The organism is Atrimonas thermophila (assembly GCF_045864955.1).
In the GTDB taxonomy this organism is placed as follows: domain Bacteria; phylum Atribacterota; class Atribacteria; order Atribacterales; family Thermatribacteraceae; genus Thermatribacter; species Thermatribacter velox.
Map to the genome: position 1 here is coordinate 564,138 of NZ_AP028803.1, position 20,588 is coordinate 584,725.

General features: G+C 47.9%; 23 protein-coding genes and 1 riboswitch. Of the genes, 21 read left to right on the forward strand and 2 right to left on the reverse strand.

All coding sequences use genetic code 11. From position 1 onward, the window contains the following. Positions 1–81 precede the first annotated feature (81 nt). Both ACKTT1_RS03020 and ACKTT1_RS03025 read left to right on the forward strand, forming a co-directional pair. Positions 82–1,368, forward strand: a complete 1,287-nt coding sequence (locus tag ACKTT1_RS03020) for a class II D-tagatose-bisphosphate aldolase non-catalytic subunit (protein WP_412710542.1) — start codon at positions 82–84, stop codon at positions 1,366–1,368. A 1-nt stretch (position 1,369) separates the two neighbouring features. Next, positions 1,370–2,323, forward strand: coding sequence for a carbohydrate kinase family protein (locus tag ACKTT1_RS03025; RefSeq protein WP_412710141.1), 954 nt, complete (start codon positions 1,370–1,372; stop codon positions 2,321–2,323). A 55-nt stretch (positions 2,324–2,378) separates the two neighbouring features. Here the strand turns inward: ACKTT1_RS03025 and ACKTT1_RS03030 are convergent, their stop codons facing one another. Beyond that, positions 2,379–2,993 carry an ATP-binding protein gene (locus ACKTT1_RS03030; RefSeq protein WP_412710142.1) on the reverse strand — a complete coding sequence of 205 codons (615 nt, stop codon included), beginning with the start codon at positions 2,991–2,993 and terminating at the stop codon, positions 2,379–2,381. Positions 2,994–3,164: 171 nt separating this feature from the next. Here ACKTT1_RS03030 and ACKTT1_RS03035 point away from each other — a divergent pair, with 171 nt between their 5' ends. The 19 genes from ACKTT1_RS03035 (at position 3,165) to ACKTT1_RS03125 (ending at position 19,443) form a co-directional block, all read left to right on the forward strand. Further along, positions 3,165–3,548, forward strand: a complete 384-nt coding sequence (locus tag ACKTT1_RS03035) for a PadR family transcriptional regulator (protein ID WP_412710143.1) — start codon at positions 3,165–3,167, stop codon at positions 3,546–3,548. Then, positions 3,545–4,042, forward strand: a complete 498-nt coding sequence (locus ACKTT1_RS03040; protein ID WP_412710144.1) for a permease — start codon at positions 3,545–3,547, stop codon at positions 4,040–4,042. The genes ACKTT1_RS03035 and ACKTT1_RS03040 overlap by 4 nt, the downstream gene beginning before the upstream one ends. Before the next feature lie 6 nt (positions 4,043–4,048). After that, on the forward strand, positions 4,049–4,597 hold the full coding sequence (locus ACKTT1_RS03045) for a permease (RefSeq protein WP_412710145.1): 549 nt from the start codon (positions 4,049–4,051) through the stop codon (positions 4,595–4,597). 221 nt (positions 4,598–4,818) lie between these two features. Then, complete coding sequence (locus ACKTT1_RS03050) at positions 4,819–5,742, forward strand: ABC transporter ATP-binding protein (RefSeq protein WP_412710146.1); 924 nt, start codon at positions 4,819–4,821, stop codon at positions 5,740–5,742. Then, on the forward strand, positions 5,739–6,791 hold the full coding sequence (locus ACKTT1_RS03055) for an ABC transporter permease (RefSeq protein ID WP_412710147.1): 1,053 nt from the start codon (positions 5,739–5,741) through the stop codon (positions 6,789–6,791). Before ACKTT1_RS03050 ends, ACKTT1_RS03055 begins: the two co-directional genes overlap by 4 nt. 468 nt (positions 6,792–7,259) lie before the next feature. Continuing rightward, positions 7,260–7,418 carry a hypothetical protein gene (locus ACKTT1_RS03060; protein ID WP_412710148.1) on the forward strand — a complete coding sequence of 53 codons (159 nt, stop codon included), beginning with the start codon at positions 7,260–7,262 and terminating at the stop codon, positions 7,416–7,418. Positions 7,419–7,638: 220 nt separating this feature from the next. Beyond that, positions 7,639–8,187 carry a hypothetical protein gene (locus tag ACKTT1_RS03065; RefSeq protein WP_412710149.1) on the forward strand — a complete coding sequence of 183 codons (549 nt, stop codon included), beginning with the start codon at positions 7,639–7,641 and terminating at the stop codon, positions 8,185–8,187. Between the two features lie 483 nt (positions 8,188–8,670). Beyond that, a complete protein-coding gene (locus tag ACKTT1_RS03070; protein ID WP_412710150.1) occupies positions 8,671–9,591 on the forward strand; it encodes a 6-phosphogluconolactonase in 921 nt (306 codons plus the stop codon). Positions 9,592–9,694: 103 nt separating this feature from the next. After that, positions 9,695–10,948, forward strand: coding sequence for an extracellular solute-binding protein (locus tag ACKTT1_RS03075; RefSeq protein ID WP_412710151.1), 1,254 nt, complete (start codon positions 9,695–9,697; stop codon positions 10,946–10,948). A gap of 50 nt (positions 10,949–10,998) precedes the next feature. Then, entirely contained in the window at positions 10,999–11,898 is a 900-nt protein-coding gene (locus ACKTT1_RS03080) for a carbohydrate ABC transporter permease (RefSeq protein ID WP_412710152.1), read from the forward strand. A gap of 10 nt (positions 11,899–11,908) precedes the next feature. Beyond that, positions 11,909–12,760, forward strand: coding sequence for a carbohydrate ABC transporter permease (locus tag ACKTT1_RS03085; protein ID WP_412710153.1), 852 nt, complete (start codon positions 11,909–11,911; stop codon positions 12,758–12,760). Positions 12,761–12,849: 89 nt separating this feature from the next. Further along, positions 12,850–12,962: riboswitch (TPP riboswitch) on the forward strand. A 35-nt stretch (positions 12,963–12,997) separates the two neighbouring features. Then, positions 12,998–13,543 carry an energy coupling factor transporter S component ThiW gene (thiW, locus tag ACKTT1_RS03090; protein ID WP_412710154.1) on the forward strand — a complete coding sequence of 182 codons (546 nt, stop codon included), beginning with the start codon at positions 12,998–13,000 and terminating at the stop codon, positions 13,541–13,543. Then, on the forward strand, positions 13,537–14,769 hold the full coding sequence (cytX, locus tag ACKTT1_RS03095) for a putative hydroxymethylpyrimidine transporter CytX (RefSeq protein ID WP_412710155.1): 1,233 nt from the start codon (positions 13,537–13,539) through the stop codon (positions 14,767–14,769). Before thiW ends, cytX begins: the two co-directional genes overlap by 7 nt. A 3-nt stretch (positions 14,770–14,772) precedes the next feature. Further along, the gene (gene thiM, locus ACKTT1_RS03100; protein ID WP_412710156.1) at positions 14,773–15,576 is read left to right on the forward strand and encodes a hydroxyethylthiazole kinase; all 804 of its coding nucleotides are present in this window, start codon (positions 14,773–14,775) and stop codon (positions 15,574–15,576) included. Further along, the gene (gene thiE / locus ACKTT1_RS03105; RefSeq protein ID WP_412710157.1) at positions 15,573–16,202 is read left to right on the forward strand and encodes a thiamine phosphate synthase; all 630 of its coding nucleotides are present in this window, start codon (positions 15,573–15,575) and stop codon (positions 16,200–16,202) included. The genes thiM and thiE overlap by 4 nt, the downstream gene beginning before the upstream one ends. Continuing rightward, on the forward strand, positions 16,199–17,218 hold the full coding sequence (gene thiL / locus ACKTT1_RS03110) for a thiamine-phosphate kinase (protein WP_412710158.1): 1,020 nt from the start codon (positions 16,199–16,201) through the stop codon (positions 17,216–17,218). Before thiE ends, thiL begins: the two co-directional genes overlap by 4 nt. 4 nt (positions 17,219–17,222) lie before the next feature. Further along, entirely contained in the window at positions 17,223–18,053 is an 831-nt protein-coding gene (gene thiD, locus ACKTT1_RS03115; RefSeq protein WP_412710159.1) for a bifunctional hydroxymethylpyrimidine kinase/phosphomethylpyrimidine kinase, read from the forward strand. Further along, positions 18,050–18,790 (forward strand): DUF72 domain-containing protein, encoded by a 741-nt coding sequence (locus tag ACKTT1_RS03120; RefSeq protein ID WP_412710160.1) that lies wholly within the window; start codon positions 18,050–18,052, stop codon positions 18,788–18,790. The genes thiD and ACKTT1_RS03120 overlap by 4 nt, the downstream gene beginning before the upstream one ends. A gap of 71 nt (positions 18,791–18,861) precedes the next feature. Further along, on the forward strand, positions 18,862–19,443 hold the full coding sequence (locus ACKTT1_RS03125; RefSeq protein WP_412710161.1) for an RNA ligase partner protein: 582 nt from the start codon (positions 18,862–18,864) through the stop codon (positions 19,441–19,443). Here ACKTT1_RS03125 and ACKTT1_RS03130 read toward each other — a convergent pair. Then, the gene (locus ACKTT1_RS03130; RefSeq protein WP_412710162.1) at positions 19,417–20,505 is read right to left on the reverse strand and encodes an RNA ligase; all 1,089 of its coding nucleotides are present in this window, start codon (positions 20,503–20,505) and stop codon (positions 19,417–19,419) included. The genes ACKTT1_RS03125 and ACKTT1_RS03130 overlap by 27 nt on opposite strands. Positions 20,506–20,588: the final 83 nt, after the last annotated feature.

Consider the following 20,588-nt stretch of genomic DNA (forward strand, 5'->3'; position numbering starts at 1 on the left):
GAAAGATAACAGCATCTGAAGAAGTCCATTTCTCAGATGAGGAGGGAGCAGGGATTGGCTGGTGCAGAGTTTTTTAAATCCATGATTGAGCTACGCAAAAAGGGAAAGAAGGTTGGTATTTGTTCGGTGTGCAGCGCTCATCCTCAGGTTATTGAGGCTACTCTTGAGTTTTCCCGAAAGGCGAATTTGCCGGCTTTGATTGAATCCACTTCCAATCAGGTGAACCAATTCGGTGGTTACACCGGCATGGAGCCTCGAAATTTCAGGGATTTTGTGTATCGCCTGGCTCAAAAGGTAAATTTCCCGCTTGAGAATATTATCCTGGGCGGCGATCACTTAGGTCCCAATCCCTTTAGAGAGCGACCATCTGAAGAAGCAATGGCTCTCGGTTGCCAGATGGTTGAAGAATATGTGAGAGCAGGCTTTACCAAAATTCATCTGGATGCCAGCATGTACCTTGGTGGTGATCGGAGAACTCCTGGTGAACCCCTGGATATAGAGATAGTTGCCGAGCGCACAGCAACTCTTGCCGAAGCTGCCGAGAGGGCGTTTTGGGAGAAAGGAAGTGGGAAAAAACCCTGGTACGTTATTGGCAGTGAGGTGCCCATGCCAGGAGGTTCTTTTGAGCTGGAGGGTCCTCCTGAGGTTACTTCACCTGCTCACTTTCGCCAGACAGTGGAAGCAACCCGAGAGGCTTTTCTGCAAAAAGGCCTTGCTGAAGCCTGGGAAAGAGTTATTGCAGTGGTGGTACAGCCAGGGGTAGAGTTTGACGATTCCCGAGTTTTTGTTTATTCCAGAGAAAAGGCTCAAGAGTTGAGCCGGGCTCTTACCAGGTATCCCGACCTATGTTTTGAAGGTCACTCTACGGACTATCAACCCCCTCGGGCACTCCGGGAGATGGTGGAAGATGGAATTGCCATTTTGAAAGTTGGCCCAGCTCTTACTTTTTCCGCTCGGGAAGCTATTTTTATGCTGGCTAATATGGAGAAAGAACTCTTACCTCTTTATAAAGATTGGCAACCTTCTCAGCTTTTTGAAGTCTTGGAACAAATTATGCTCAAGCATCCCAAGTACTGGGAAAAGTACTATCAGGGTGGTGAAGAGCGGTTGCGTTTTGCGATGAAATATAGTTTCTTTGATCGGGTACGCTACTACTGGGCTTATCCAGAGGTGCAAGAAGCGCTGAAGCGTTTGTTTTCCAATCTGCGCTCTGTGGAACTGCCCCTTGCTCTGCTCAGTCAGTTTTTTCCACTTCAATATCGCAAGGTTCGTGACGGTTTACTGAGTAAAGACCCTGAAAACCTGGTAAAAGACTGGATTGGCATGACCCTTGAGGATTATTTTTATGCTGTTTCACCCCAAAAATAGAATGGAGGGAAAAATGGTGCCAGAAATTATTTCCTTAGGTGAAGCTTTAGTGGAGATTATGCGTCAGGAAGTGGGAGTGGGTTTTGACCGGCCGGATTTTTTCGTTGGGCCTTTTCCAAGCGGTGCGCCAGCTATCTTTGCTGATTGCGCTGCCCGCCTTGGAGCCAAAGTTGGTTTTATAGGGACGGTGGGCAATGACGATTTTGGTAAGGTGATTTTTGACCGCCTGGAAAAAGACGGCGTGGACCTTCGTTACTGCTACATCGACCCACATCTTACCACTGGTGTGGCTTTTGTGGCCTATTTTAAAGATGGCTCTCGAAAGTTTATCTACCACATTGGCAACGCGGCAAGCGGAGTTATAGAGGAAGAGCGCATCAAAGAAGATTACTTTGAGGGAGTTTCTTTTCTTCATATTAACGGTTCGGCTCTTTCCATGAATGAGGTCTGGAGGAAGGCCATCTATAGGGCTGTTTCTCTGGCCCGCGAGCGGGGAGTAAAGATAAGCCTGGACCCCAACCTGCGCCCGGAGATACTGGGCGTGGATAAGGTGCGCGACATCTGTCGCCCAGTGGTTGAAGCAGCTTCGTTTGTTTTTCCAAGCGGTGAAGAGGCGATGATGCTGACCGGTAAAACTACTCCCGATGAAGCCTGCCGTTTCTTGGTGGAAAGCGGAGTAGAGTACGTGGTCTTGAAAAGAGGAGATAAGGGCAGTACTGTTTACATGAAAGGAAGGAGCTTTGAGGTTCCGGCTTTCAAGGTGGACGAGGTTGACCCCACGGGGGCTGGTGACTGCTTCGATGCCGCTTTTTTGGTGGGCATGCTGCGCGGGTTTGATCTGGAAAAATGTGCTCGTTTTGCCAACGCGGTGGGTGCTCTGGCGGTAACCCGCAAAGGGCCCATGGAAGGAGCGCCATTTTTTGAGGATGCGATGAGTTTTATGGAACGCAGTTAACGTAAGCTTAAGGGGGGCCGGCAATGCGGACTGGCCCCTTTTAGTTGCCTCGCTCTTAGTTATTTTCTCCAATTCTCACCACTTTCGTGGTAAGCTGTATTTCTCGACCACTTGCATTCAGAGCTTCCTGAACGAGGTAGAGAAGCCCTCGGCAGCAGGGAACTTCCATGTAGACCACTTCTACTTCTTTAATCTGAGGGTTGTTGTGCAGGATGTTTTTCAGTTTTTCCAGGTATTCTTCTCCTCGCTGGTCAAGCTTGGGGCAGGCAATTACGGTTCTCGTTGCTGGTTCGTTTTGTGCAAAAAACACTGGATTTTCGAAAGCGCAGCAATCGGCAGCTATGCGCAGTTTAGTTTTTTGGGGAAAAGAGGCAAACGGTGCAATCAAAGCAAGCTGCAGAGGCCAGTCAGGTTTTTTCTGTGAAAAGCTAAAAGCAGGGCAAGAGAGGTTATTCTCTTTTTCTTTGGAAGGAACAACTTCCTTTTCAATCGGGCGTATTGCTCCTTGAGGGCATTCCCCGATGCAGGCACCCAAGCCGTCGCAGTGGTTTTCGTTGACCAGCTGGGCTTTGCCGTTCACAAGCTGAATAGCTCCTTCTACACAGGCAGTAACGCATTTTCCGCAACCGTTGCATTTTTCCTGGTCTATCTGAACAATTTTTCTTCTCATAGCGCTCACCTCATTTAGGTATTATAATACCAAAATACTTAAATTGGAATAGCCAGAAACGTGATTTTAAGGGTTGATTTAAAAAAATCTCTGGGTACATATTGAGAGTAGGTAAATAGCATATTATAATTTACTCATCTATATGAATAATTCATATAAGGAGGTTTTATGATGTGCAGAAGTCACCATCACGAACACTGTGAATGTCCAGGTTTCAGAATGGGCAGGTTTTTGCAGCCCTGTCTTCTGCTTTTGCTGGCTCGCCGCAAAGCCCACGGCTATGAGTTGATTGAAGAGTTACAAAAGCTGTGGTTCGAGGGGGAGAACCTGGACCCTGGACTGGTTTACAGGACTCTGCGCCGTTTAGAGGAAGACGGTTTCGTTCAGTCAGAATGGGTGACTGAAGGACCTGGCCCGGCCAAGAGAGTGTATGCGTTAACTGAAGAGGGCAGGGTTATTCTCTGTTCCTGGGCACAGTACATCGAGACTCAGATTCCTCGACTTCAAAGTTTTCTTGTTCACTACCGGGAACTTGAAGAGGGGCAAACAAAATGAAAGTGGATGTTTCGACTCTGGTTCTCTACGGTGTGGCTTTAGGTTGGTTGCTGGTTTCTTTTAAAAAAGACAGGGCCAGGACTATCCTTGCTCTGAAGAAAGCCTGGAAGAGCTTTTCTGGTATTTTACCTCCTTTTTTGACGGTGATTTTTCTCATTTCTCTGGTAATCGTTTTTCTGCCTGAGCGGAGCATAGCCGCTTTTCTGGGAGAGCAAAGCGGTTTTCCTGGTTATCTGATCGCTTCCCTGGTTGGTGCCATAACACTCATCCCGGGTTTTGTAGCTTTTCCTATGGCTAAGATGCTTCTTGACCAGGGAGCAGGGGTGGCGCAGATGGCAGTCTTTATTTCCACGCTCATGATGGTGGGGGTGGTCACTGCACCTCTTGAAGCACGGTATTTCAAGTTTCAGGCAACGCTGTGGCGAAACCTTCTGGCTTACTTCTATTCTTTTCTGGTTGGATACGTGGTCTGGATAGCGGTGAAGGGATGGTGACAGGCGATGAAGAATCGATTTAGAGAGTATCGGGGCGCTTTGATTATGCTAGGTGTATCGTTGGTGATTCTCTTTGTGCAACCGGCAAGCGGAAAAGCAATTTTCCACCTGACCTTTAAAAATACCCTTTTTATGCTGGGTGTGATTCCGCCAATCTTCCTTATGGTGGGACTTTTTGATGTCTGGGTTCCCAGGGAGAAAGTCGTGAAGAGGTTAGGAGAGCGTTCTGGTTTTCTGGGCATGTTTTTGTGCCTTGCCCTGGGAATTTTTACGGCTGGTCCTCTATATGCTGCTTTTCCGGTTGCTGAAGTATTACTGCGCAAAGGAACCAGCTTGCGCAATGTTTGGATATTTCTTGGTGCCTGGTCAACCATGAAAATACCCATGTTTCTCTTTGAGATTCAGAGCCTGGGCTATCGCTTTGCCCTTTCTCGTTATGCCATGTCCTTTTTAGGCGTTTTCTTGATCGCTTTTTTGCTGGAATGGCTGGTTTCTCAAAGAGAGAAAGAATGTATTTTAGAAGGCTATTTGCCTTCTGTACCCAGGACGGATTAGTCATAATTCATTATTTCTGGCTTTGAGGTTTCCATTCGGCTTATACAAGGGTCCTTAATTTTCTGCAGTTTTTTATTTTGGATTGGATTTTTCTCCTTGAGGAGCTTATAATGGGAACGCTCCCTTACGAAGCCAGCTTCTGCTTCTTTGAGAGGCAATTTTGCCGCTTGAAGCAGATTCTGGAGAGCTTTTTGGTGTGTGGTTTTTCGGGAGGAAGATATATGGAAAATTTTGAGGTCCTGGTCGTTGAAGGTCTTAAAAAGTCCTATGGTAAAGTAAAAGCAGTTCGCGGAATAAGTTTCACGGTTAACAAGGGTGAAGTTTTTGGGCTGCTTGGTCCTAATGGAGCAGGTAAGACTACCACAGTGGAAGCAATCGTTGGTCTCATTCAGCGTGACGAGGGACAAGTGCTGCTTTTGGGTATGGACCCTCGAGAGAGTTATTTTCTGGTTAAGTCTCGCATAGGCGTCCAGCTCCAGGTGGTTAACCTCTTTCCCCGGCTCACTGTCCTTGAGACCCTCCAGCTTTTCGGCGCTTTTTACACGAAAAGATTGTCGGAGTGGGAAATTCTGGATATGGTAGGGCTTTCCGAGAAAGCACGCTCCCTGGTTGAAAAACTAAGTGGTGGCCAGCTAAAACGCCTTTCGGTTGGTCTGGCTTTGATTGGCGATGGTGAGGTGATTTTCCTTGACGAGCCAACTTCTGGCCTGGATCCCCAGTCAAGGAGAAATCTGTGGGAAATTATTCTTTCCCTTCGCAAGCATGGCAAAACCGTTTTTTTGACTACCCATTATCTTGATGAAGCAGAAAAGCTCTGTGACCGGGTGGCCATAATGGACCATGGTGAGATTATTGCCTTGGGACGTCCCCGGGACCTTATTGCCGAACATTTTCAAGAAAAAGCGATTGAAATTCCTCGCCTGATGGTAGGCGATGTTGCCCTGCTTTCCAGTTTACCGGGAGTGAACCGGGTCAGTGACGACGATGAAAAAATTACGCTCTACACACGGGATTTGACCAGGACCTTCGTAGCCATGAGTAGTTTTGCCGAAAAAAAGAGCCTGGCACTGGACAACGTTGTGGTGCGTGAAGCTACCCTCGAAGACGTTTTTCTAAAGCTCGCCGGGAGGCGAATCAGAGAGTGAAAATATTTTTCCTGCTTCTAAGTGCGCATTTCAAAAACGTGATTCGCGATAGAATGTCAATTTTCTGGTTTCTGGCTTTTCCGGTGCTTTTTGTGTTTTTGTTTGGGATTATTTTTGGTGGTTTCGGTGATTCCTGGTCGCTAAAAGTTGGCGTGGTAGGGCGTGAGCGGTTTGTATATGGAGAAGGAGTCTTTTCACACTTGCGGGGCATAAAAGGGGTACAGCCTTTGGAAGTGCAAGCAGGAGCTATCGATGAGTTGCTTCATGAAGGCAAAGTGGACGTAGTTCTGGATTTCCAAAAAGATAAACTGCTCGTTTTTGCTGCCAGCCAGGGAGTGGAGAAAGCCCAGCTGGTTTCCGAAATTATACGCAGTTTTGTACTGGATAGAGAGCTGAGGATGCGCGGTTATTCTCCGGACTTTTCGGTGGAGGTGCGAACTCTGGACGTTACCCGGTTCAGACAAATTGAGTATTTCTTACCCAGAGTGCTGGCCATGGCTCTTATGCAGCTTGGTCTCTTCGGTTCGCTTGATTTCGTCAGTCTCCGGGAGAAGAAAATTATTCGTTACCTTGCTGCCTTGCCTCTGCGCAGGGAGCTTTTGCTGTGGAGCGAGATAAGCATGAGAGTGCTTATTGCCTTCCTGCAAACCGGTGTGATCATTGCTTCGGGTTGGTTGTTTTTTGGGGTACATTTTTCGGGTTCGCTGGCATTCCTCTTTTTGTGGGTGGTCTTCGGTTCAGCTACCTTTGTGAGTTTGGGATATTTCCTTGTTTCCTTCACCAAAACCCTGGAGAGTGCTGAGGGGATTATCCAGATGGTTCAGTTCCCCATGATGTTTTTGTCAGGCATTTTCTTCTCCCCTGAAGTCATGCCTGAGCCCATCCGCTTTGTGGTGCGCCTTTTACCTTTGAGCTATCTGGGTGATGCCTTGCGGTCCATTGCAGTGGGTATTCCCACCCAGTTTGGTTTGAGGATGGACTTTCTGGTTCTTCTGGGCTGGCTTCTTGCTTCTTTTCTCCTTGCCTGGCACTTCTTTCGCTGGGAGTAAAGCCAGGTAATTGCACGTTTCGTTCTATCATTGATGACTGTCCGAGTTCACATAGATTTGCAATCCTGATTCACTCTGTGCCTCACTCACTGAACCTGCGCGTCTTCATGGTCTGAGTAAGAAAGCAAAGCTGCGCTTAGAAGTTCAAGCCCTGGGTTTTTCCAAAAAAGCACTCAGTATCTGTCACCTACAGAAGATACAGAATAGCCAGAAATACTTACTATCGATGGAAGAAGAAATTCAATCCCAGAACCTGAAGAACCTGGAAGATTTATTCCGAAAACTCAGGAAGGTGCGCAAACCCCAATGGTCCTTGAAGCTTGTAGAAAGAATTCAAAAACTCTGAGAAAACCCAGGGGTTTAAAGCCTTAACAGCCCGAAGAACTCCTCCATCCTGTGCCCTGAATATCCGTCCTCTTCCTGGAAGAAGTTACTACCAGTTCGCTACCAGGTGTGTGGTTCCTCATTTTGCCTTTTCCACTTTGCACTCAAGAAGCTACCTCTTCTCTGGCTAAGAACTTCCTGAAAGAGTTGCTTGGGTACAGTCCCTTTCCAGTAAAAGTCATCCAGGTGGATGGGGAAGTGAGTTTTATGGTGAATTTGAAGAAGTCTGCAAAGAGAAGATGAAGTTGAGCTGGAAACCATGCGGTTTCACCTGAGGAGGTGAACAGAAAAAGTAGATAACAAGAAAAGGTTACCCTGGAGCTTGAGTAGAGGAACCTGGAGATATTTATAAATATTAACTGGACTGGTTAAGTGCTCCACATGATGTGAACTTAAACACCTTCTTTCTTCTGTGCTGGCTGGTTGATATAATAAGAAAAGAGCCAAAAAGGAGGGGGGAAAGATGAGAAAAAGTGTTTTCTTGCTGGTGACTCTCGTGAGCCTCTGCGCAATGCTTACTGGGGTTGGATGTTCCGGTATTGAGCCAGTTGGGAAAACCGCAGATCAATTCTTTTCAAACGGTGACCTTATCAATGGCTGGTACTGGTTGCGAGACCCCTCCCTTGAAAGCGTTGCCGAGTGGGTGTTTGAGGCAATACCCCCAGGAACGGAGGACCTCACTCTGGAACTCGAGGTCCTGGCCACTGACCGGGTGGATGGGCCTCCAGGTGTTGATGCCCGTTTCTTCCTTTCCTATGGTATTCCTCCTGTGGGTAACATGGGTGGACTCATTGTGGGAACTAAGGAAGTCGTGCTTCCCAATGTCTCGCCACCGGATGACCCAGTGGGTTACACCTGTCGAGGTCGGGTGGTCATTCCCCGGACGAACCTCGAGAACGCCACGGCAATCTGGATACGGGTCCACCGTTTCCCAGGGCCCTTTCTCCCTGGCGAGAGCCCTTCTACAGTTCATGTGGCTTTTCGGCAGGAAAGCATCATCCTTCTTTTATGAAGTCATTTCGTTACACCAGGTGCGAATTGGGGGAGGGTTCTTGAAATCGGGACCCTCTCCGTTGGATTTTCCGGTTGGAGGGAACTGGCTGGATCAGCATATTTGACGCCTTTTTCGCTTCTTCATGGTGGAACCCCGGGGCCGTGAGGGTGGCGATAACGGTGGTTCCAGTTCTATCGGTTTCCGCACTGCAGTCAATGATTTCCGCGTCTTTAGGAATTCCGAAATCGAGAATGGGATATTGCTTTTAAAAATTTCTCTGAAGGATTTCCAGGTTTTTTCTGTACGTGGGTAGCTTTGATGAAACGGGTTTTCCTGTTGATTATGTTGAATTTCTGTGTTGAGCCGACCGCCAAAATTTCGCTGTGAACCTGGTCGGAGCCGGTTTTTTCAAAGAATTGTCAATGGTCATCCAATAATATGTATTCGTCCATAGTGCCAGTATATGTTAATATTTAAATATGACTAAGGAGGTGCTTTTGTGTGACCACTTTCCGTTATTCTTTGGCTAAGTTTATCCCTTTTCAAGATCGTGAAGAGTGTGAGCGAGTCAGAAAAATAACTAAAGAAGAAATCACCAAGCATCCCAACCCTGACTTCAAAATCCGTATCATCGAGAACAAGGAAGATTTCTATTTGCAGTTCGCCTTGGATATGGTTACTCGCATTGTAGAAGCCCGCGAGAACAACCAGAAGCTGGTGCTCATCCTGCCAGTTGGCCCCATGCCTCAGTACCCCATTGCTGCAGAGATGATTAACCGCTTGCGCATCCCCATGGACCACGTGTACACCTTCAACATGGATGAGTATGCCGATGAAGAAGGGAACACTGCACCTCCCACCTGGCCAGGTTCTTTCCAAAAGGCCATGTGGGACAGCTTCTTTTCAAAGATTGACCCTAAACTCCGTCCTCCAGAGAAGAACATCCATTTTCCAACCAAAGAAGTGCTGAACGATTACGCCAAAATGATTGCTGACCTGGGTGGTGCAGATTGCTGCTATGGTGGTGTGGGCTGGTGTGGTCACATTGCCTTCTGGGAGGCACATCTTGGCTTTGAATTTGGTGATGACCTGGAAGCCTTCAAACAGGCTGGACCCCGCATCGTGGAGCTGCACCCCATGACTATCATGCAGAATGCCTTACATTCTTTCAGTGGTGACTGGTCCTGGGTCCCACCCAAGGCTGCCACCATTGGTCCTGCTCAGATTGTGCAGGCTAAAGACCGCAGTTTCTGGCTGGATGGCTACATTGGTGGGGGAGTGAGCTGGCAGCGCTTCATAGCCCGTCTGGCTGCACATGGAAGAGTGAACACTCTGGTTCCTGCTTCTATCCTGCAGACCCTACCAGGAACCTATACCATGCTTGGTGGGGTGGCCGATAACGTAGAGATACATATGTCCTGAGAGGACAATTTAGGCATTGAGGAGGTGAGGAACAGCCTGAAAAAATCTTTGCTGTTTTTGTTTTGGGTAGGCGAAAACCATTAACAACTCAGGGGGGAGAAAAATGAAAAAACTGGCCATATGGGTAATTATGGTAGTCTGTGCGCTGTTTATTTTGAGTGTGCCAGCTATGGGTAAAGTTGCCATAAGTGGTCTTTTCATGAAACAAGCAGGTTACCAGGAAAGCGATATTCGCGCTATGACTGATGAGTTTTTGAAACAGAACCCGGATATTGAAGTAAATCTTTCTTTTGTCGCTTATGAAGAACTCCATGATAAAATTGTGGTTGCTGCGGCCAGCGGGGCAGGAACCTACGATGTAATTCTTCTTGATTGCATCTGGCCTGCCGAATTTGCAGAAGCAGGCTGGCTTCTGGATGTGACCGACCGGCTCTCAGAGGAAGATCGTGCTGATATCTTCCCGGAAGTGCTTTCTTCGGTTACCTACAAAGGAAGACTGTATGGCATGCCCTGGCTGAACGACTGGGAGTACTTCTTTTACAACAAAAAAATGCTTGAGGACGTGGGGGCAAACCCTCCCACCTACTGGCCTGAAGTGATAGACATTTCCAAGAAACTAAAAGAGGCTGGAGTCGTTACCTATCCTATCATCGATGCCTGGGGACAGGGTGAAGCAGTGGTTATTCAGTGGTTGCAATATGCAGTTGGTATGGGTGGCAAACTCTTTGACGAAGATGGTAACCCGATTATGAACCAGGGAGCTCCACTCAAAGCTCTGGAATTCATGGTTGACAATATGAAGGCTGGTTACTTCAACCCTGCCTGTGTTGAATCTTTCTATGAAGAAGTGCGCAGGGTGTTTTCTTCGGGTCAAGCTGCTTTTGGGCTTAACTGGACTTACATGTACAACCTGGCTAACGATCCTCAGGAATCACAGATTGCGGGTAATGCTGTTTTAACACTTATTCCAGGATTTCCTGAAGGAAGAAGAAGTGCCACCTGCAATGGGGGAATGGGTTTGAGTATTATGCAGACCAGCAAACATCCCGACGAAGCCTGGAAGTATATAACCTACCTTGCTAGCAAAGAAGTACAGAAAAAATACAGCCAGAACGCTCTTCCCATCTGGAAATCGCTCTACGATGATCCAGAGCTCATCGCCCAGCAACCTGAACTCATCAAGGTTGCCAAGGAACAGATTCGCTATGTTTTCGACCGTCCTCAGGTTCCCTGGTATTCGCAATTCTCTCTGATTATGAGCGAAGAATTGCAGGCAGCACTTACCGGAGCCAAGACGCCGCAACAGGCCATGGATGATGCAGTGTCCAGAGCTAAGGAGGTTATGGAGCGCTACTAAGAACATAGGGCGGGATACCCCGCCCTATGTTCTTATAGGGGGAGAAATAGATGAAGAGTGCGAGAAGCTTTCAAAGAAAGGAAGCTTACTTTGCCTGGTTACTTATTCTTCCTGCTTTTGTTTTCATAGGTATTATTATTTTCTATCCCATGGCACTTTCTTTTTACATGAGCCTTTTTCAGATAGACCTTACCAGACGGGCAATGGGTACTCCTTTTGTAGGATTGCGTAATTACCTTGAGATTTTAAGGAGTTCTTACTTCTGGGAGTCCATGGGCAGGACTGCTTATTTTACAGTGGTTTCTATTGCTCTGGAGATGGTGGCTGGTTTTCTGATTGCTCTGCTTTTAAACGAAAAGTTCAGAGGGAGAGGGATGCTGAGAAGTCTTCTGCTTTTGCCCTGGGCTTTGCCGATAACTGTGGATGCTATCATGTGGAAGTGGATTTTCAATGCGAACTATGGTGCGTTCAACGCCTTGCTCACCCAGCTGGGTATTCTGGATTCCTATCGACCCTGGTTGACCAACCCCTGGAGTGCCATGCACTGCGTCATTATCGCTGATGTCTGGAAAGTAACGCCGCTGGTTGCATTGCTTTTGCTTGCAGGTCTTCAGACTATACCCCGAGAGTTGTATGAAGCGGCAGTGGTCGATGGGGCTACCTGGAGGTCTTACGTGTTCCGCATACTCATTCCTTTATTGACTCCCACCTTCCTGGTGGTTTTGGTTTTGCGGACCCTGGACGCTTTCAGGGTGTTTGACATTATTTACATCATGACCCAGGGAGGACCTGCTAACGCTACCAAGGTCATTTCTTTTCTCACTTATCAGGAAGCTTTTAAGTTCTTGCACTTTGGAAGGGGTGCCGCACTGGCTTATATAATTACCCTGGTGGTGGCACTTTTAGCACTTATGTATACAAGGACCATGCGTAGGCAAATAGAGTACTGAGGTGGGCTAAATGGGGATTAAAAGGCAGAAGAAAGTGCGTTCTCTTATAATAGGTATATTTGCGGTGTTGCTGGCTCTGGTGCTTATTGCACCACCTCTGTGGCTCTTTATATCCAGCATTGCCGATTTGCAGGAGCTTTTGCGGGTGCCTCTGCGCTGGATTCCCGAGCGCCCTTCGCTGGAACGCTACGTTAAAATACTTTTTTCGCAGGGGCCAGAGAGCGAATTTCGCAGGATAATGTGGAATAGCTTCTTTGTGGCTCTTTTTGTAACCATGATCTGCGTTGCTCTGGGTTCTCTTGCTGCCTATGCTTTCTCACGTTTGCGCTTTCCAGGCAAAGAAAAAATCCTTTTTGTGCTCCTTTTTTCCTATATGCTGCCTCCGATAGCGGTGATTATTCCTCTGTATCAGATTTTCAGCAGGTACCGAATGCTGGATACCCGTCAGGCATTGGTTCTCGTTTATTCAGCTATTCTGGTTCCCTTTGTTATCTGGCTGATGCGCACTTACTTTGACACCATACCCAGAGATCTTGAAGATGCTGCCAAAATAGATGGGTGTTCTCATCTGGGAACCCTTTTCCGAGTCATCTTTCCGCTTTCCATGCCGGGCATTGTGGCGACGCTGCTCTTTGCGTTTTTAATGTCCTGGGAGGAGTTTTTTATCGCTTTAATTTTAACTTCCACTCCTCAAGCCAAAACTGTGCCAGTTGCCATCGCTGAGTTTTCAGGGCGACATTCTATCGATTTTGGGATGATGTCCACCGGGGGAATCCTTGCGGCCCTGCCTCCTATTTTGATTGCATTTCTGTTTCAGCGCTATATCATTGGAGGGCTGCTCTCAGGTGCGGTTAAAGGGTAAGGCTGGCTTTACTTTTTACTGGGTGATGCAACTCAAAGTGCTGTTCGGGATTTAAAAAGTGATGTATAATAAAAAGCAAAGTGAATAGAGGTTAAGGCCGGGGGAGCTCCATAATGCGGGGCTGAGAGGAGAGCGCAAGCTCTCGACCCTTAGAACCTGATCTGGTTAATGCCAGCGGAGGGAGTTGGCTAAACCAAGGTAAAAAGCCACCTGTCTTCCTGGCAGGTGGCTTTTTTTATGGAGCCACAGTTTGTGGGGAGGGAAGTTGAAATGCGCTCTATGCATCTTCGTTCGTTAATTTACACCGGGTTGTTTGCCGGCTGTGCAGTGCTGGTCTCTGGTATTCACTTTCCAGTTGGTCCTACCAAGGTCTTCCCTTTTCAGCATACGGTAAATGTTCTGGCTGGAATTGTTCTTGGTCCCTGGTATGGGGCACTGGCGGCTTTTCTTGCCGGGATTATCCGCATTTCCATTGGCACGGGCACCATTTTCGCCATACCGGGCGGTATTCCAGGAGCGCTGGTGGTAGGCCTCATGTACCGAGTTTTCAGGAACGATTGGGTCGCTCTTACTGAACCCATTGGCACCGGGCCAATTGGGGCCACTTTAAGTGCGTTGATTGTTGCCCCTTTGATTGGCAAAGCTGGGACCTGGGTGTTTTTCCAGTCCGCTTTTTTGGCCAGCAGTATCCCAGGAAGCATCATCGGTCTCGTACTCGTTAAGTCCCTGCGCAAAGTCGTAAATCTTGATGTATGCTACGAAGGGAGTGTTAAAAAATGCTGAACGGTGTGCAACCCATCCCTAAAGAAAGTCGTAACTTGCGGGGTATCGACTTCTTTTTGCTCTGGGCTGGAGCAGCAATTGCCATTTCCGAAGTTTGGGCAGGTGGCATGCTTGCCCCTCTTGGCTTCTGGGCCGGGTTATGGGCGGTTTTGCTGGGGCATGTAATTGGCAATACACCGCTTGCTCTGGGAGGGGTTCTGGGGAGTGACCTGGGTATTCCAGCCATGGTTTCAGTGCGTTTGGCATTTGGAAGGTGGGGTTCGTACTTGGCTTCGGTTTTGAATATCATTCAGCTTCTGGGCTGGACAGCGGTGATGGTCATCATCTGTGCCCAGTCGTGCGAAGTCATAACCAGTACACTTTTTGGCTACAGCAACCTGAAATTGTGGATGGTGATAGCTGGTCTGGGGAGCACCTTATGGGCGATGGTGGGTAGCCGCTTCTGGCAGTGGATGCAGAGGGTTGCAGTGGTAGCCTTGGGTGTTTTGTGTCTTTTTATGACCTACAGCGTGTTTCGGGAGATTTCCTGGGGGGAACTCCTTGCGATAAAAGGAAACGGCGAACTTCCTTTTGGTGCGGGCCTGGATTTGGTTATTGCCATGCCCATTTCCTGGCTTCCCCTGGTTGCTGATTATTCACGCTTTGCCAGGGACACTCGTTCCTCTTTCTGGGGTACCTGGTGGGGGTATTTCATCGTGAGTTCCTGGATGTATTTCCTGGGTCTTTCTTCGGCGCTGGTAACTGGAAAAAGCGACCCCATACCCGCTATGCTAGCTTTGGGTTTTGGTCTGATAGCGTTTTACATCGTTCTTTTTTCTACCTTTACCACCACTTTTCTGGATATTTACTCAGCTGCAGTTTCTTTTTTAAACATCCGGCCCCGGGTGAGGGAGCGTCTGGCTACACTGGTTTTTGGTGTTGCAGGCACTGTGCTGGCGCTCTTTTTCCCCATGGATAGGTACGAGAGTTTCCTTTTTTTAATCGGTGCTGTCTTTGTGCCTCTTTTTGGGGTGGTCATTTTCGACTATTTTCTTTACCGAAAGCGGAATGTTGACGTTGCTGAATTCTACGAAAAATGTCCCTCACTGGTCTGGCAGGGAGTGATTTCCTGGGCAGTAGGGCTTTTACTGTATGAAATTTTGCTTTATGAGTTACCAGCCCTGGGTGCTTCGGTTCCCAGTTTTGTGGTTTCTGGCTGTTTGTATCTTGTTTTGCGGAGGAAATGAATTATGGAGAAAACTTTTGGAGCGATTCTGGAAAGGGTAAGAAGCGAAAGGCCCCTGGTGCATCATATAACCAACATCGTGGTGGCCAATGACAATGCAAATTGCATGCTGGCAGTAGGGGCGCTTCCGGTAATGGCTTATGCCCGGGAAGAGGTTGAGGAAATGGTGGCTCAGGCTCAGGCTCTGGTCATTAACCTGGGGACACTCACTGGGGAAGTTGTGGAGAGCGCCATTCTTGCTGCCCGAAAGGCGAATGAAATGGGAATACCGGTCATTCTTGATCCGGTAGGTGCAGGAGCTACTTCTTTTCGCACTCAGAGTGCATTGCAAGTGCTTAAAGCAGCAAAAGTATCTGTTTTGAGAGGAAATCGGGCGGAGATTGCTTCTCTTTTGGGAATGCGAGCTCTGGTAAGGGGAGTGGAGTCAGGAGAAGTGGGAGAAAACCCTTGTGCCATTGTTGAGAAGGCCAGCCTACGTTTTGGAGCAGTGGTAGCGGTTACTGGTGAAGTGGACTGGGTGAGTGATGGAAGGCGAGTGGTTCGTGTTTTCAACGGTCATCCCCTGCTTACCAGAGTTACCGGAACCGGGTGTATGGCAACTTCGCTTTGTGGCGCTTTTTGCAGTGTAGAAAAAGATTTTTTGGTGGCTGCCGCGGCTGCGCTCTCTTTTCTGGGGGTATGTGCGGAAAAGGCAGCACCTTTTTCTCTGGGTCCAGCAAGCTTCAGGAGCCATCTTTTTGATATGATGTATAAAATGGACCGGGATACTTTTGCTCGTATGGCGCGTTTTGAGGTGGAAAGCTTATGAGGGACTTTTCTCTGTATGTCATACTGGATAGGGTTTTACAGAAGGGTCGTTCACACCTTGAAGTTGCTCGGGAGGCGATTCGTGGAGGGGCAACAGTCATTCAACTTCGGGAGAAAAATCTTCCCACTCGTCCTGTTTTTGAGGAAGCTCTCAAGTTGCGCCAGTTGACCAGAGAACTGGATGTGCTTTTTATCGTCAATGACCGCTTGGATGTAGCGCTGGCTGTCTCTGCGGATGGGGTACACCTTGGTGAGGAAGACCTCCCAGTTGATGTGGCCAGAAAGCTGGCTCCGGATTTCATCATTGGTTGTTCTTGTGATACCGTGGAAAGGGCCAGAGAGCTGGAGCGCCTGGGTGCTGATTACCTGGGTGTGGGAACGGTTTTCCCCACTGCGACCAAAAAAGATGCTGGTGAGCCCATTGGCCTTGACCGGTTAAAGGAAATCAAGCAGGCAGTATGTATCCCGGTGATTGCCATTGGGGGTATCACTCTTTCTAATCTGGATGCGGTTTTGGAGACTGGTGTAGATGGAGTGGCTGTGGTTTCAGCAATTGTGGGGGCAGATTCAGTCTTTGAGGCGGCTTCTCTTTTCAGAAGAAAAATCGATGCCTGGAGGAAAAAATGAGCTATTTGGGAGAAATTGGTGAATTCGGCTTTATTGAAAGGATAAAGGCAACCTTTTCAACTTTTTCTCCCTTGGTTTTGCAGGGTATTGGCGATGATTGTGCCGTCTTTAAGGGAAGAGAGGGTTGGCATACCCTGGTTACCTGTGATGCTCAGGTTGAGGATGTGCACTTCAAGGCGGGCCTTTTTCCTCCCTTTTTGCTCGGCAGGCGTATTTTGGCGGTTAACGTGAGTGATATCGCGGCTATGGGCGGATTGCCCCGCTTTGCTTTGCTTTCCTTTGCCCTGCGTTCGGACCTTGAAGAGAGGTGGCTCTCTGAAGTGCTGCAGGGCATCAGGGAGGAAGCGGAACGTTTTGAAGTGGAAATTGTCGGTGGTAACCTTTCACGTATTGCAAGTTCTCTGGTTTTTGACGTTACCCTGATTGGAGAAGTGGAAAACAAATACCCTTTGCTTTTGCGCAAAAACGCTCGGGTCGGAGATCTTATCCTGGTCACTGGTTATCCCGGGGAGGCAGCATGTGGGCTTCAGATAATTCTTGAAGGGGGTCAGGAAGAAATAGTCCGTTTTGAGAGACTCTGCAGGCGTTGCTTTGCGCCTTCACCCCGCCTTGAAGAAGGTAGAATTATTGCTGAAAGCGGTTACCCTTGTGCGCTTATCGATGTTTCCGATGGTCTTTTGCAGGATCTTTCTCACTTACTTGATGCAAGCCAGGTAGGAGTAGTGATTCACCTTGAGGATTTGCCTCTTTCTGGCGAGGTGCAGGAATTTGCACGTGAGAAAGGCATAGACCCCCTTTTGCCAGTACTTTCGGGTGGGGAGGACTTTGAGCTTCTGTTTACTGCCCCACCTCAACTTGCTGAAGAATTGCAAAAGGAAATCCAGCGCAGGACTGGTACCCCGGTATGGGTTATTGGCGAAATAGTTGAGGAGAAGGGTTTACGGCTGTATCGAGAAGGAAAAGAGGTTTCCATTAATCGCAGAGGCTGGAATCACTTTGGAAAGGAGAGGGTTTGAGGCGATGAAGAGAGCTTTGAGTATTGCGGGTTCTGATTCAGGTGGGGGAGCAGGCATTCAGGCGGATCTGAAAACCTTCTGCGCTTTTGGGGTATATGGGATGACAGCCATTACTGCGGTGACCGCTCAAAATACGCAGCAGGTGGAAGCAATACAGGCTATCTCACCCCAAACAGTTGCCGCTCAAATTCGCTGCGTGGTTGATGATATCGGTGTGGATGCAGTCAAGACGGGGATGCTCTTTAGCGCCGATATCATCGAAGCGGTGGCTTCGGAACTTGCTCGCTCCGGTATCGAAAACCTGGTAGTGGATCCGGTAATGGTGGCCAAAAGCGGGGCACGTCTGCTTCGGGAAGATGCTATCCAGAGCCTTGTGGTAAGGCTTTTACCTCTTGCTTTGCTGGTTACTCCCAATATTCCTGAAGCACTTATTCTGGCCGGTATGGAAAAAATAGAAAATCTTGAGGAGATGCAAGAAGCAGCCCGAAGAATCCGTGAAAAAGGGGTTAAGGCAGTGCTCATTAAGGGGGGACATCTTCCTGGAGAAGAAACCCTGGACCTACTTTTTGATGGGGAGCAGTTTCATCTTTTTAGAGGCAAACGCATTGATACCAGGAACACCCATGGTACAGGATGCACGTATTCTGCGGCCATTTGCGCTCTTTTAGCCCTGGGTTATAATTTACCTGAGGCAGTGGGAGAGGCCAGAAGATATATGGAACTGGTGATTGCTCATTCTTTACCTTTGGGAGGGGGTTTTGGACCTACCAATCACCTGGCCCCGCTTTTTATGAAAGCCGGAATAAGTCCCCAGGAGGGTGGAAAGCTCTGGTGAGTGGAGTGTTCAGGGTTGGTACTTCGGGTTGGACCTATGAGCACTGGAGAGGCCTGTTTTATCCTCCAGACCTTCCTCAGCGAGAGTGGTTCGCTTATTATACTGGTGTTTTTGACACCGTGGAAATCAATTCCAGCTTCTACCACCTTCCCCGTCCCTCGACGATAGAGCGGTGGTACCAGATTGCTCCTTCTGGTTTTCTTTTTGCAGTAAAGGGGAGTCGTTACATCACTCACCTGAAGAGATTGCAGGGCGTGGAAGATGCACTCCAGCGTTTTTTTGAGATATGTTCTCTTTTTCGAGAGAAGCTCGGTCCAATTCTTTTCCAGTTTCCTCCCCGGATGACCTTTCAGCGGGATGTTTTTGCTACTTTTCTGGAGCTTCTTGAAAAAGAGAAGCATCTCTATGCTTTTGAGTTCCGCAATCCTTCTTTTTTCTGCGATGAAGTTTTTGAGATGCTACGGGAGCACAATTTCTGTCTCTGTTTTGCCGATACTCCCCGCTATCCTTATCAGGAAGTGCTGACAGCTTCTTTTGTGTATTTACGACTCCACGGAAGCCAGAGTCTTTATACTCATTGTTACAGTGAAGAAGAGTTGCGGGTATGGGCCGGAAAAATAAGGAATTGGCTTACAGAACGTAATGTGTACTGCTATTTTGACAACGACTACCGGGGATATGCCATTTCTAACGCATTGCGGTTGAGAGAACTGGTCCTCTTGGGGGAGGGGGAATAGATCTTTCAGGAATAGAAAGCTGGGTGTGAGGTAAAATAGTAAAGAATAAGCCTTTATGGAGGTTTTGTAAGTTGCAAGACGCAATTGTGCTTGATACCAGCGTGTTTACCAACCCGGACACCTTTTCCCAGTTTGGCGAAAACCCTGAGCAAGCTGTAGAGAATTTTATTCAACTGGCGAGTCATTCTCCGCTTCAGTTTTTCATGCCCCTTTCCGTGTATCAGGAATTGCAAAAAGTGGTGGATTTTGGGCTGGTTTCTGGCAAACTGGAGCTGGTGATTAAGGTTCGTTCTCCCCGCCGTTTTATGCTGATGATACCTGCTGAAATTCTTTACCAGTTTATAGAGGAGTTGCGGGAGCGTATTAATAAGGGTTTGCGTATTGCAGAACAGGCATTGACCACCCGGGATATTTCTGAAGAAGAACTAATTAGAAGATTACGTGCCCGCTACCGAGAAGCTCTGCGTCAGGGAATCATAGACAGCAAGGAAGATATGGATGTTATTCTGCTTGCTTTTGAGCTTGACGCTGTGCTGGTGAGTGCTGACCAGGGCATCAGCACCTGGGCTGACAAGCTGGGCATAAAATTGCTTGAGGCAGGTAGCTTGCGTTCCTTGATGGAGAGCTCAATCGAACACCGCCTGACCCCTTAAGAGGTTGGCAAGCAAAGAGGTTGAACGCAGGAATACCTTGTCGAAAGTGAGTATCCAGAAGCCATTTTCCCTGAACAGAGCGCGTTTTTTGACCCGTATGGTTGATGAAGCGCGGTTCAAAAGCCGGAGCAGCGCTTCAGCTCTTTCCGGGTTGCGGAAGCGGCAGGAAAAGGTATGATATATCCTTCTTTGCCTTTTAAACTTATCGAGAGCGTCTTCAAAGCCTTCAAGCAGTGCTTTACCCGCTTCGTAAAAAAGGCGGTCGTCGCATTTCTTTCCCAGTTCGTCGAGCGAGATGATAAGTCGGCTCAGACGATTTATGTAGAAATGGGGCGGTAGCTCTTCAAGGAGTTCTGAGGAAACTTCAATGTCGTGGAGGTTGGCAAAGGGAGTAACGAACTTTAACCTTTTTCCTCCATCAAGTGATTTCAGAACTATGCCTTCTCTTTTTTCTTCATTTAAACGATTCAGAAGCTCATAGAGCCTTTCGATTTCCCAGGGTTCAAATACGCCGTAATTTTCTACCGCAGGGAGCTGATAAGCTTTGATGATTTCCCATTTCTCGCGAGGAGGGAAAAAGTTGCCTTTTTCGTCAATGATGTCAAAAACAAAAGCTTTTACATCCTCTTTTACGTAAGGGGGATGCGCTTCTATGTAGGGGTTTTCTGGTCCAGCGATTTCAGCACAAATAACCCACTGGGGATGGTCGTTGAAAACTTGTGTGGGAAGAAGGTCAGGAATACGGTCGGTTGTAAAAGGGCAGATGAGCCCGGAGCGGGTAAAAGCCAGCATTTTACCAGAGACTTTAGCAATTCTTGCGTTGTAGCCGTCGACTTTTTCTTCAACGAAAAAGGGACCCTTGAAGTGGCGGGGGACTCCACTGGCGATTCTCATAATCCGTGCTATACGGGGATAAGCAGGAATAACCCGTCCCTCAATGACTACTGTACCGCGAGGAACGTTTTTCCATTCTTCGAAGAATGGAAGATACTTTATATCCTCAAAACTTGCTTCCTGGATTGCTCCTTCTTTAAGAGCATCGAGGATTTTTGCTTTTTCCACGGGGGATATTATATCACGTCTTGATGGTTGTATTTGACCGTTTTTGGCTTCAGGTATTAGTGAAAAAATTTTTAACATTTACC

What these genes read in the sequence shown, in the direction of transcription:
- ACKTT1_RS03020 (WP_412710542.1), top strand. Translation starts at nt 82, where the DNA reads ATGATTGAGCTACGCAAAAAGGGAAAGAAGGTTGGTATTTGTTCGGTG.
- ACKTT1_RS03025 (WP_412710141.1), top strand. Translation starts at nt 1,370, where the DNA reads ATGGAGGGAAAAATGGTGCCAGAAATTATTTCCTTAGGTGAAGCTTTA.
- ACKTT1_RS03030 (WP_412710142.1), bottom strand. Translation starts at nt 2,993, where the DNA reads ATGAGAAGAAAAATTGTTCAGATAGACCAGGAAAAATGCAACGGTTGC.
- ACKTT1_RS03035 (WP_412710143.1), top strand. Translation starts at nt 3,165, where the DNA reads ATGTGCAGAAGTCACCATCACGAACACTGTGAATGTCCAGGTTTCAGA.
- ACKTT1_RS03040 (WP_412710144.1), top strand. Translation starts at nt 3,545, where the DNA reads ATGAAAGTGGATGTTTCGACTCTGGTTCTCTACGGTGTGGCTTTAGGT.
- ACKTT1_RS03045 (WP_412710145.1), top strand. Translation starts at nt 4,049, where the DNA reads ATGAAGAATCGATTTAGAGAGTATCGGGGCGCTTTGATTATGCTAGGT.
- ACKTT1_RS03050 (WP_412710146.1), top strand. Translation starts at nt 4,819, where the DNA reads ATGGAAAATTTTGAGGTCCTGGTCGTTGAAGGTCTTAAAAAGTCCTAT.
- ACKTT1_RS03065 (WP_412710149.1), top strand. Translation starts at nt 7,639, where the DNA reads ATGAGAAAAAGTGTTTTCTTGCTGGTGACTCTCGTGAGCCTCTGCGCA.
- ACKTT1_RS03075 (WP_412710151.1), top strand. Translation starts at nt 9,695, where the DNA reads ATGAAAAAACTGGCCATATGGGTAATTATGGTAGTCTGTGCGCTGTTT.
- ACKTT1_RS03080 (WP_412710152.1), top strand. Translation starts at nt 10,999, where the DNA reads ATGAAGAGTGCGAGAAGCTTTCAAAGAAAGGAAGCTTACTTTGCCTGG.
- ACKTT1_RS03085 (WP_412710153.1), top strand. Translation starts at nt 11,909, where the DNA reads ATGGGGATTAAAAGGCAGAAGAAAGTGCGTTCTCTTATAATAGGTATA.
- thiW (WP_412710154.1), top strand. Translation starts at nt 12,998, where the DNA reads ATGGAGCCACAGTTTGTGGGGAGGGAAGTTGAAATGCGCTCTATGCAT.
- cytX (WP_412710155.1), top strand. Translation starts at nt 13,537, where the DNA reads ATGCTGAACGGTGTGCAACCCATCCCTAAAGAAAGTCGTAACTTGCGG.
- thiM (WP_412710156.1), top strand. Translation starts at nt 14,773, where the DNA reads ATGGAGAAAACTTTTGGAGCGATTCTGGAAAGGGTAAGAAGCGAAAGG.
- thiE (WP_412710157.1), top strand. Translation starts at nt 15,573, where the DNA reads ATGAGGGACTTTTCTCTGTATGTCATACTGGATAGGGTTTTACAGAAG.
- thiL (WP_412710158.1), top strand. Translation starts at nt 16,199, where the DNA reads ATGAGCTATTTGGGAGAAATTGGTGAATTCGGCTTTATTGAAAGGATA.
- thiD (WP_412710159.1), top strand. Translation starts at nt 17,223, where the DNA reads ATGAAGAGAGCTTTGAGTATTGCGGGTTCTGATTCAGGTGGGGGAGCA.